This is a genomic window from uncultured Sphingomonas sp., assembly GCF_913778135.1.
Lineage (GTDB): Bacteria > Pseudomonadota > Alphaproteobacteria > Sphingomonadales > Sphingomonadaceae > Sphingomonas.
In genome coordinates this window covers 45,660-56,286 of the sequence record NZ_CAJYVU010000042.1, presented here as the reverse complement: position 1 = coordinate 56,286, position 10,627 = coordinate 45,660, and the positions used below count along the sequence as shown (strand labels likewise).

Annotated in this window: 8 protein-coding genes and 1 pseudogene; 7 read left to right on the top strand and 2 right to left on the bottom strand. The window is 67.5% G+C overall.

Translation table 11 applies throughout. From position 1 onward, the window contains the following. Nucleotides 1-555, top strand: a pseudogene (locus QZ847_RS04400) (IS5 family transposase); the annotation flags it as partial. Nucleotides 556-780: 225 nt separating this feature from the next. Here the strand turns inward: QZ847_RS04400 and QZ847_RS04395 are convergent. After that, a complete protein-coding gene (locus QZ847_RS04395) occupies nucleotides 781-4,080 on the bottom strand; it encodes a glycosyltransferase (protein WP_294353418.1) in 3,300 nt (1,099 codons plus the stop codon). On the opposite strand from QZ847_RS04395, the gene QZ847_RS04390 reads away from it, so the two are divergent. The 6 genes from QZ847_RS04390 (at nucleotide 4,079) to QZ847_RS04365 (ending at nucleotide 9,600) form a co-directional block, all read left to right on the top strand. Further along, nucleotides 4,079-4,207 (top strand): hypothetical protein, encoded by a 129-nt coding sequence (locus QZ847_RS04390; RefSeq protein WP_294190746.1) that lies wholly within the window; start codon nucleotides 4,079-4,081, stop codon nucleotides 4,205-4,207. The genes QZ847_RS04395 and QZ847_RS04390 overlap by 2 nt on opposite strands. 115 nt (nucleotides 4,208-4,322) lie before the next feature. After that, on the top strand, nucleotides 4,323-4,871 hold the full coding sequence (locus QZ847_RS04385) for a DUF1003 domain-containing protein (RefSeq protein ID WP_294190745.1): 549 nt from the start codon (nucleotides 4,323-4,325) through the stop codon (nucleotides 4,869-4,871). A 52-nt stretch (nucleotides 4,872-4,923) separates the two neighbouring features. Beyond that, nucleotides 4,924-5,610, top strand: coding sequence for a response regulator transcription factor (locus QZ847_RS04380; protein WP_294353415.1), 687 nt, complete (start codon nucleotides 4,924-4,926; stop codon nucleotides 5,608-5,610). A gap of 12 nt (nucleotides 5,611-5,622) precedes the next feature. After that, nucleotides 5,623-6,972, top strand: a complete 1,350-nt coding sequence (locus tag QZ847_RS04375) for a HAMP domain-containing sensor histidine kinase (protein WP_294353412.1) — start codon at nucleotides 5,623-5,625, stop codon at nucleotides 6,970-6,972. A 25-nt stretch (nucleotides 6,973-6,997) separates the two neighbouring features. Further along, the gene (locus QZ847_RS04370; RefSeq protein ID WP_294353428.1) at nucleotides 6,998-8,587 is read left to right on the top strand and encodes an alpha-amylase family glycosyl hydrolase; all 1,590 of its coding nucleotides are present in this window, start codon (nucleotides 6,998-7,000) and stop codon (nucleotides 8,585-8,587) included. Nucleotides 8,588-8,589: 2 nt separating this feature from the next. Then, nucleotides 8,590-9,600 (top strand): glycosyltransferase family 4 protein, encoded by a 1,011-nt coding sequence (locus QZ847_RS04365; RefSeq protein ID WP_294353424.1) that lies wholly within the window; start codon nucleotides 8,590-8,592, stop codon nucleotides 9,598-9,600. A gap of 4 nt (nucleotides 9,601-9,604) precedes the next feature. On the opposite strand, the gene QZ847_RS04360 is transcribed toward QZ847_RS04365, so the two are convergent. After that, nucleotides 9,605-10,624, bottom strand: coding sequence for an SDR family oxidoreductase (locus tag QZ847_RS04360; RefSeq protein ID WP_294353409.1), 1,020 nt, complete (start codon nucleotides 10,622-10,624; stop codon nucleotides 9,605-9,607). Nucleotides 10,625-10,627 lie beyond the last annotated feature (3 nt).

Here is a 10,627-nt window from a genome sequence, read left to right as displayed (position 1 = left end):
CATTATGGAGAGGCTGGCTGCAGGCAGTGCCGAACCCAAGACCGTCATGATCGACGCGACACACCTGAAGGCGCACCGCGCGGCATCGATCCTGCGGGTTAAGAAGGGGATCTTGGCCGCCTGATCGGGCGCACCAAATGCCTGCCCCGGCGAAGGCCGGGGGCGGCATGAATACCAAGCTCCATGCCATTGCCGATGCCAATGGACGCCCGTTGAGCTTCTTCATGACCGCCGCAAGTCAGCGACTATACTGGCGCGGCAGCGCTACTGGAAGACCTGCCAAAAGCGCAGTGGCTGCTTGACGACCGCGGCTACGACGCGGACTGGTTCAGGGACGCTCTTCAGGCCAAGGGCATCGAACCCTGCATCCCGGGCAGGCTATCACGCAACGAGCCGGTCAAGCACGACAAGCGCCGCTACCGGCGCCGCAGCCGCATCGAGATCTTGTTCGGTCGCCTCAAAGACTGGCGACGCGTCGCCACCAGCTACGATCGCTGCCCCACGGCCTTCTTCGCTGCCGTCACCCTCGCTGCCACCGTCATCTTCTGGCTGTGATCAACGAGTCCTGACCCTAATGGACAGCGGGCGTTGATCGCGATGTCAGCGGAGCAACTGCTACAAGCCTTTATGATCTTGATTGTTTGTGAATCTGATCGCCTTACAAGAAGCGCGGCCATGCGACGATCGGATCCGGCAAGGCCGTTTCAAGCAGCCGAGACGATCGACGCGGCGTCCGTGTGAGCACGTGACGCGAGCTTGCCCGCGCCACGTATCGCCGCTTCACGCCGTCGCCGCGGTGACGCGGCCGCTGCGCTCGAGCTTGTTCCAGCCGACCACCCAGCCGCCGATCGCGGAGGCAATCGCGCGCAGCACCACCCAGTACATGATCTGGCGATAGATCAGCCGCTGCGCGACCAGCAGGTGCGCGGGGTAGCGTGCGCGTCCGCCGTCGAGCACGTAGGCGACCCAGCCGCACAGCACGTCGATGGTGGTGAAGGCGAGCCAGTAGAGCGCCATGGTGCCGACATCGCCGCTCGTCTGCGCCCAGCCGTGCTGCGACACGCGCAATGCGGTGCCGGCGATCGACAGGATCAGCGCGAGGTCGATTAGCGGTGAGATCGCGGCGAATAGGATCTGGAACAGCCAAGCCTGTGGCATGCCGACGAACGCAAGTCCGCGCGGACGCCGATTACGCAGGATGCCGCGATGCTTCCAAAGGCATTGCAGCGTGCCGAACGCCCAGCGATAACGCTGCTTGGCGAGCGCGCGGAAGCTCTCGGGCGCCTCGGTCCAGGCGACCGCACCCGGATCGAAGGTGACGCGCCAGCCTGCGCGCTGGATCGCGATCGTTAGGTCCTGATCCTCCGCCAGCGTGTCCTCCGGGTAGCCGCCGACCGCGTCGAGCGCAGCGCGGCGCCACGCGCCGACCGCGCCGGGCACCACGGTCATCGCGTCGAAGCCAGCGAGCGCGCGGCGCTCCAAGTTCTGCGAGGTGATATATTCGACCGCCTGCCAGCGGGTGACGAGGTTGACGCGGTTGCCGACGCGCGCGTCGCCCGCGACTGCGCCGATCCGCGCGTCGGCGAACCAGCGCGCGAGGCGGCGGATCGTCTGCGGCTCGAACTGCGTATCGGCGTCGAGCGCGATCACGACCTCTCCGGTCGCGTCGCGGAGTGCGCGGTTGAGCGCCGCCGCCTTGCCCCCGTTGGGGAGCGTCAGCAGCGTGACGCGTGAGTCGTCCGGGTATGCCTCCGCAACGATCGCGCTGGTGCGGTCCTTTGAGCCGTCGTCGACGACGATCACCTGCAAGGCCGGATAGTCGCTCGCCAGCACGCGCGCGACCGAGGCGGCAATCACGCGGTCCTCGTTGTACGCGGGGATGATGACCGACACGCTGGGCGTGAACACCGGCGGCTCGGGGCGCTTGCGGCGGCTCTGCAGCCAAGCGAGCCCCGCCATCATCACGCCGCGTGCGATGCCTAAGCTGATCGCGACGAAGAACAGCCAGCCGAGCAGCGCGGAGATGGCGGCGAGCGCGATGAACACCGCGACGTCGGTGCGCACGGCGAGCAGGTCGTGGCCCGACACCTTCGGCATGGCCTGCGCCGGCGGCACACCGACCAGCTCGGACGCGGTAACGAACTGATAGCCTTCTGCCTTCAGCGTGGCGATGATGCGCGGCAGCGCCGCCACTGTCTGCGACCGGTCGCCGCCGCCGTCGTGCAGCAGGATGACGTTGGCCGAGTTATCAGGCGTGGCACTGTGGACCTGATCGATTACCTGCTGAACGATCGCGTCGGTGCCGGGCCGCTGCCAGTCATTCGGGTCGACGTGAAGGCCGACGACGGTATAGCCCGCTTCCTGCGCGGCGAGCGCCGGCCCGAGCTCGTCGGTCGTGGTCGGCTCCGCGTCACCGAAATAGGGCGCGCGGAACAGCCGCATCGACCGGCCGGTGTACGCCTGCACCATCCGCTGCGTCGCGTTCATCTGCAGATCGGTTTCGCGCGCGCTAGCGGCGGCGAGGTTGGGGTGGGTGTAGGTATGATTTCCGATCTCGCCACCGTCGGCGATGATGCGGTTAAGCAGCCCGGGATGCTCCAGCGCATTCTCGCCAATGACGAAGAAGGTGCCCGGCACGTGCGCCTGTTCCAGCACGTTCAGGATTTTGGGCGTCCAGGTGCCGTCGGGCCCGTCGTCGAAGGTAAGCGCCAGCTTCTTCGGGTCGGCCGCGCCCGCGCGTCGCACTACGTACGGCGTCGGCAGCGCGTCGTAGCGCTCCTGCCGGATGATCCCGCTGGCGTCGGCTGCGACCGTGCGATGCCCGGTCTGCGGTGTCGCGGTGATACGCAGGATCTCGCCGCTGCCCTCGACATCGGTGTTGAGCAACTGCTTGAGCGTCGACAGATCGGGCGTGCCGCCGGTGCGGAATGCGCCTAGGTCGGACCAGAATCCCGGGTCTTCGCTGCCCAGCCGCCACAAGGCCACGTCGCCAACCCCCAGGCGTTTGAGCACCTGCATCTGGTTCCAGCTAGTGGCTGCGTCGAGCATCCAGATCGCGTGATGCACGCCACCTTCGTCATAAGCGAAGCCTGCGTTGCCGCTGGCGGGATCGAAGCTGATGGCGGCATCGCTGTCGTGCGCCGCCATCCACGCTTCCTCCATCGTCAGCGCGTCGGTGTCGTCGCCGTGCCAGTCATAGCCGTAGCTGCCGAGCGCCACGACCAGCTTCTCACGCCCGACCCGCTTCAACGCGTCCTGCACCTGCGCGACGAACCAGTCCTGCGCCGCGATCGGGCCGGCGGAGCCACCTTCCCAATGCTGGTCATAGGCCATGAAGATCAGCTTGTCGGACGCGCGCGCGATCGCCGCCAAGGGCCACGCCTCGTCCTCCGCGGGGGCAGTCACAGCCAGCTGCGAACCCTTGGGCAATGCGACGCGCACGTCGCCTAAGAAGCGCAGATAGTCGCGCATCGCGCTCGCGGGCAGCGCTTCGATGTCGAGCACCACGCCGCCGTAATGGCGCGCGGCTACCAGCTTGCCGAGCTTGATCGCGAACGCGCGCCGCGCGGCGGTGTCGTGGAGCAGCGCGGCAGCACCTGCGCCATCCCAGTCGGCGTTGCCGAAATTCTGCACCATCGGCAACACTTTGGGCGGACGCGGCATGGCGGCGATCATGCGGTTGAAGCGCACGTCATCGTTGACCGACACCTGATGCTTCGGACCCGCAAAGGTGATCAGCGACGGCACGACCCAGTCGAGCGAGCCGACGTGGCGGCGCAGCGACGCGATGCTGCTGTCGTCGCCGGGCGAGTAGAAACCGATGCTGAGCGCGGTGTTTGCGCTCTTGCCGGCACGGCGGGGCAGCCAGGCGGCGAGCCCGTGGCGCGGCGGGTTGCCGCGCAGCCGCGACGCGTGCGGCTGTGGCAGGGGCAGTGCGAGATCGCGCTCATGCGGCACACGCACCAGTGTCGAGGCGAACGCGACTGCCGCAAGGATCACCGACAGCAGGATCAATCCCAGCAACCGCTTGGACCAGCGGCTGCGCCGTCCGGTCGGATCGAAGAAAACGGGCGCGCGCATGGCTCAGCGCGGCTCCCGGCTGGTCAGCGGTGTGACGGTGAAGAACATGATGGCGGCTCCCGGTGCGGGCATGATGCCCGACATTATCGGCCTAGCCCATGCGCGATGGCGCGCGGCTGAGGTCTAGCTTAAATCCGTTTCATCTTTCCTGCCGCGCGCGTTCATGGACGTTTTGTCATGTGACGCTCAGCGCGCGAACAGGGGCGGGCAGGCACCCGGTTCTACGATAAAGGAACTTCGTCATGGCCACCAACCCCCTGCACGTGATCGTCGGCCGCCTGATCGGCAAGACCCCCGCCGCGCTCGACGCGGAGGAGCAGCGCGTGCTGGCCACGATGCAGGAAAAACGCCCCGTCTCACGGGATGCCGCCGACGTGGCGGACGATGTCGCGACCTTCGGTGATCGCCTGTCGGACAAGGTCGCGGCGGTCGGTGGATCGTGGAGCTTCATTATAGCCTTTTCCGCCGTACTGGTCGGCTGGATGCTGCTCAACAGCGATGTGCTGACGCATTGGGGGCACGCGTTCGACCCTTATCCGTACATCTTCCTCAATCTGATGCTGTCTACGCTCGCCGCGGTGCAGGCGCCGATCATCATGATGAGCCAGAACCGGCAGGCGGCGAAGGACCGGCTCGCCGCACGGCTGGACTACGAGGTTAACCTGCGCACAGAACTCGAGATGCTGCGGTTGCACGACAAGATCGACCTCGCGGTGGCGGCGCGGCTCGACGAAGTGCTGGAGCAGCTGCGCGGGGCACCCGCCACCCAGCCGGCATCGCTGCGTGCTTGACAGCGAGGACGATTCGCGGCGTCGTTGCGACGAACTGACGGGGGGCACGCGCGTGGCAAACAAGATCCTGCTGGTCGAGGACGACGCCTCCACCGCCGACTTCATCGCCAAGGGGCTGGGCGAGGAAGGCTTTGTCGTCGACCGTGCGACCAACGGTCGCGACGGGCTGTTCCACGCGACCGACGGCAGTTACCACTGCATCGTGCTCGACCGCATGCTGCCGGGCATGGACGGCATGGCGGTGCTCGCCGGCATGCGCGGAGCAGGGGTGGAGACGCCGGTGATCGTCCTATCCGCGCTCGGCGCGCCGGAAGACCGGATCAAGGGGCTGACCGGCGGGGCCGACGATTATCTGACCAAGCCGTTCACCTTTGCCGAGCTGCTCGCACGCATCCGCCTGCTGATCCGCCGCGGCGCGCCGAGCAGCGCGCCCGACACGCTGCTGCGCTGCGACGATCTGGAGATGGACCTGCTCGCACGCCGCGTTCGCCGCGGCGGCAAGGCGATCGATCTCCAACCGCGCGAGTTCCGGCTGCTCGAGTTCCTGCTGCGCCACGTCGATCAGGTGGTGACGCGCACCATGCTGCTGGAGGGGGTGTGGGATTACCATTTCGATCCCGGCAGCAACGTCATCGACGTCCATCTCAGCCGTCTGCGCAAGAAGGTGGACGAGGGGTTCGCGCGACCGCTGCTCCACACGGTGCGCGGCGCGGGCTATCGCCTCGGCGTCAATCCGTAGGTCATATTGACGGTGAACGCGCGCTCGACCACGCTGCGGATCGCCGCACTCGTCTTCGTGCTGCAACTGGCAGCGGCGTTCGTGCTGCTGCTGGGCGTCGGCGCGATCGTGCGGCAGCAGAGCGCGGCCGATGCTGCCGCTACCGCGGCCGTGCTGCGCGATGACCTGCTCGCCAGCTACGCGCGCGGCGGCCGGCGCGCATTGGTGGATACGGTCGAGCTCCGTTCCAGTCGCGAGATCACGCCCAATACGGTCATGCTGGTGGTCGCACGCGATGGCCGCAGGTTGGCGGGCAACCTGGTCGGCTGGCCCGGTGGCCTTGGCAGCGACACTCATTCGGTCGAGGTGCGGCAGGTCCGTCAAGGGCGCGCGCAGCCCGAGGCGATGCGCGTCCGGGTGTCGCGGCTCTCCGGGGGCGAACGGTTGCTGACCGGCGTCATCGTGGAGCAGGATCGTCGTCTGCTCCACGAGCTGGAGGCCGCGACGCTGGTTGCGCTCGCGCTCGCCGCGCTTTTCGCCGTCCTCGCGGCCACGCTCACCGCGCGCATGATCGCCGCGCGGCTGGGGCGCACCGTCGCAACGCTGCGCGCGGTGCGCGACGGTGACTTCGTCCGCCGCGTCGAGCAGCACCGCTCGGGCGACGCGTTCGATGAGCTCGCGGGAGAGGTGAATGCGACGCTGGACCGTGTCGAGGCATTGCTAGGCGAGTTGACGCTGGCGACCGATGCGCTGGCGCACGATCTGAAATCGCCGCTGACCCGCCTGCGCTCCGCCTTGGAGCGCGCCGCGGTAGAGGTCCGCGAACCCGCTGCGCAAGAGGCGGTCGACCGCGCAGTCGCAGAGGGTGAGCGACTGCTGGCGATGGTGGAGACCGCGCTTCGGATCACGCGCGCCGAGGCGGGTATTGGGCGCGACGCGTTCACCGCCACCGATCTTGGCGATGAACTGGCGCAGATCGCGGAAATCTACGGCCCGCTCGCCGAGGATTTCGATCGTGCGATCGTCGTCCACGCGCCTGTTTCGGCGACGTTGCCAGTCCACCATGAGCTGTTCGGGCAAGCGCTGGGTAACCTCGTCGACAATGCGCTGAAATACGGCGCGGGTACGATCACGTTAGCGCTCGCGGTCGGGCCGCGCGCAATAACGGTCAGCGTCGCCGACGAGGGCGCGGGCATCCCGGCCGACCGCCAGGCGGAGGCGCTGCGGCGGTTCGGGCGACTCGATGAGGCGAGGAGTGCCGGCGGATCGGGGCTCGGCCTGTCGCTCGTCGCCGCGGTCGCGCGACTGCACGGAGGCACGATCCGGCTTGGCGACGCGCGCCCGGGCTTGCGCGTCGAGATCGATCTGCCGACGCTGGCGTGACCGTGCTAGGCGCGTGGCCATGATGATGGCTGTTGAACAGGCACCGTGGTGGCAGCGCGGCACGATCTACCAGATCTACCCGCGCTCCTTCGCAGACTCGAACGGTGACGGTATCGGCGACCTCGCCGGGATCGAGGGGCATCTCGACCACGTCCGCTCGCTCGGCGTCGATGCGATCTGGCTGTCGCCGATCTTTCCGTCGCCGATGGCGGATTTCGGTTACGACGTCGCCGATTACTGCGACGTGTCGCCGCTGTTTGGTGATCTGGCGGCGTTCGACCGGCTGATCGCGGCGGTGCACGCGCGCGGGCTAAAGCTCCTGCTCGACTTCGTGCCCAATCACTCGTCCGACCAGCACCCCTGGTTCAAGGCGAGCCGATCCTCGCGCGATGACCCCAAGCGCGACTGGTATATCTGGCGCGATCCCGCAGCCGACGGCGGCCCGCCCAACAACTGGATCAGCGATTTCGGCGGCTCGTCGTGGGAATATGACGCGGCGACCGGGCAATATTACCTGCACGCCTTCCTGAAGGAGCAGCCCGACCTTAACTGGCGCAACCCCGACCTGCGCGCGGCGATGACCGACGTGCTGCGCTTCTGGTTCGCGCGCGGCGTCGACGGTTTCCGCGTCGACGTGCTGTGGCATATCGTTAAGGCGGACGGATTTCCCGACAATCCGGACAACCCGGCATGGCACCCCGGCATCACCGAGCGTGATCGATTAATTCAGCGATACTCGACCGACCAGCCCGAGGCGCACGCGATCGCGGCGGAGTTCCGCGCGCTGGCGAACGAACATGACGCGGTTCTGGTCGGCGAAATCTTCCTGCCCAACGACCGGCTCGCACGCTGGCACGGCACGCCCGAGCAGCCCGAGGTGCACCTGCCGTTCAACTTCGCGCTGATCGAGACACCGTGGCAGGCGGACGTGCTCGCGCGCGTGATCGACGATTACGAACGTTCGATCCCGTCGCACGGCTGGCCCAATTGGGTGATCGGCAGCCACGACGCGGCGCGGATCGCCGCGCGCGTGAGTGAGGCGCAGGCGCGGGTCGCGGCGATGCTGCTGCTGACGCTGCGAGGTACGCCGACCTTGTACCAGGGCGACGAGATCGGGATCGGGCAGGTGACGATCCCGCCCGACCGCATCCGCGACCCGCAGCATTTCCGCCAGCCGACGCTCGACATCGGGCGCGACCGTTCGCGTACGCCGATGGCGTGGGACGACTGCGCGAACGCGGGCTTCTCCACCGGCGAGCCGTGGCTACCGCTCCATGACGACTGGCGTACCCGGAACGTCGCCGCGCAAGCAGGCGATGCGGGATCGATGCTGTCGCTCTACCGCGGGCTGTTGGCGCTCAGGCGCGCGACTCCCGCTTTGACGATCGGCGATTACGCGTCGGCGCAGGCCGACAGCGACGTGCTCGCGTTCGAACGGCGGTATGATGGCGAGCGACTGCTGGTCGTGCTCAATCTGTCGGCGTCGACGCGGCGATTGATCCTGCCCGCGGGAACCGCCATCGCGGCGGTCATGCACTCGACCCTACCGCCACGCGTGCCCGACGACACTTTGTTACCCGACGAGGGGCTGATCCTGCGGCTGGTCGGCGCATGACGATCCGGGTCGCGATGCTGGCGCCGATCGCGTGGCGGACCCCGCCGCGGCATTACGGTCCGTGGGAACTGGTCACCTCGCTGCTGACCGAGGCACTGGTCGCGCTCGGCGTCGACGTGACCCTGTTCGCGACGCTCGACAGCGTGACCACGGCCAAGCTCGACGGTGTCGTGCCTGCTTCCTACAACGAGGACCCGGGTGTCGACGCGAAGGTGTGGGAATATCGCCACCTGTCCTACGTGTTCGAGCGCGCCGATCAGTTCGATATCATCCACAATCAAGCGGACTTCCCCGCGCACGCCTTTGCGCCGCTGGTCACGACGCCGCTGGTGACGACGATCCACGGCTTCGGTTCCGATCGCATCCTGCCGATGTACGAGCCGTATCAGGATAGCGTGCATTATGTCGCGATCAGCGACGCCGATCGGCACCCGCGGCTGCGCTACGCGGCGACGATCCACCACGGCATACCGATGGGTGACTTCGCCTTCGACGCGAACGGCAGCGACGACCTGTTGTTCTTCGGCCGCATGCACCCGGACAAGGGAGCGGCCGAGGCGATTGCCGCCGCCCGTGCGAGCGGACGCGCGCTCGACCTGTACGGGATCGTGCAGGACCAGGGCTATTTCGACCGCGAGGTCGCGCCGCACGTCGACGGCGCGCACATTCGCTACCACGGGGCGGTCGGCGGCGAGGCGCGGGTGCGCGCGCTCGGGCAGGCGAGGGCGTTGCTCCACCTGATCAACTTCGACGAGCCGTTCGGATTGTCGGTGATCGAGGCCATGGCGTGCGGTACCCCCGTGATTGCGATGCGTCGCGGCTCGATGCCGGAATTGATCAAGCACGGCGTCAACGGCTACCTCGTCGACAGCCTCGACGAGGCGGTGGCCGCGATCGACCGTGTCGACGAGATCGATCGCGCCGCCTGCCGCCGCACCGTGGTCGAGCGGTTCAGCGTCGAGCGGATGGCCGAGGAGTATCTGGCGCTCTACCGCCGCATCCTCGGCCGCTGACTACTTACGGGTTGCCCTTGCCGCCGTTGCCACCCACCGCGCCGCCGGTCGTGTAGCTCGACTCGCCCGAGGCGAGCAGGACGTAATGTGCGGCGAGTTCGGCTGGCTGCCCAGCGCGGCCGAGCGGCTGGTCCTGCCCGAACTTGCCCATCGTGCCCGGCAGCTGCCCGCCGGCAACCTGCAGCGGGGTCCAGAACGGCCCTGGTGCCACCATGTTGACGCGGATGCCGCGCTTGGCGAGTTGCTTTGCCAGACCTTTGGTGAAAATCAGGATCGCACCCTTCGTCGAGGCATAGTCGAGCAGTTCCTCGCCCGGATCGTAGCTGTTGACCGACCCGGTATTGATGATGACCGACCCCGCGGGCATCGATGGCACCGCTGCCTTGCTGATGCGAAACATCGCGAAATAGTTGGTCTCGAATGTGCGGACCATCTGCTCGTCGCTGATATCGAGAATGCTTTCCTTACTTTGTTGGTACGCCGCGTTGTTGACGAGAATGTCCAGGCCACCCAGTTGCTTGATCGCGCTAGCTACAATCTTCTCGCAATTGTCACGGCTGCGGATGTCGGCGGGCAGCAGCACCGCCTTGCGCCCGGCGGCGCGGATCAGCTGCGCAACCTCCTGCGCATCGGGTTCCTCGGTCGGGTAGTAGTTGATCGCGACATCGGCGCCCTCACGCGCAAAGGCGATCGCGGCGGCGCGCCCGATCCCGCTGTCGCCGCCCGTCACCAGCGCCTTGCGCCCGGTCAGCTTGCCCGAGCCGCGGTAGGAGGTCTCGCCGCAATCGGGCCGCGGTGTCATCTTGCTCTGCAACGCCGGCCACGGCTGACGCTGCTCAGGGAATGGCTTGTTTGTGTACTTGGTCCGCGGGTCCTGCAAGCCGGCCGGGAGCGTTCCCTGCACCGGTACGCTGCCGGTGTCCATAGCGCCCTGCGCCTCGGCCGTGCCCCCGCCCAGAATCATGCCTGCTGCCGCCGCTGCGCCGCCCAGCACCGTACGCCTGCTCGTTCCAGTCTCGTCCATTGC

What these genes read in the sequence shown, in the direction of transcription:
- QZ847_RS04395 (WP_294353418.1), bottom strand. Translation starts at nt 4,080, where the DNA reads ATGCGCGCGCCCGTTTTCTTCGATCCGACCGGACGGCGCAGCCGCTGG.
- QZ847_RS04390 (WP_294190746.1), top strand. Translation starts at nt 4,079, where the DNA reads ATGGCTCAGCGCGGCTCCCGGCTGGTCAGCGGTGTGACGGTGAAGAAC.
- QZ847_RS04370 (WP_294353428.1), top strand. Translation starts at nt 6,998, where the DNA reads ATGGCTGTTGAACAGGCACCGTGGTGGCAGCGCGGCACGATCTACCAG.
- QZ847_RS04385 (WP_294190745.1), top strand. Translation starts at nt 4,323, where the DNA reads ATGGCCACCAACCCCCTGCACGTGATCGTCGGCCGCCTGATCGGCAAG.
- QZ847_RS04360 (WP_294353409.1), bottom strand. Translation starts at nt 10,624, where the DNA reads ATGGACGAGACTGGAACGAGCAGGCGTACGGTGCTGGGCGGCGCAGCG.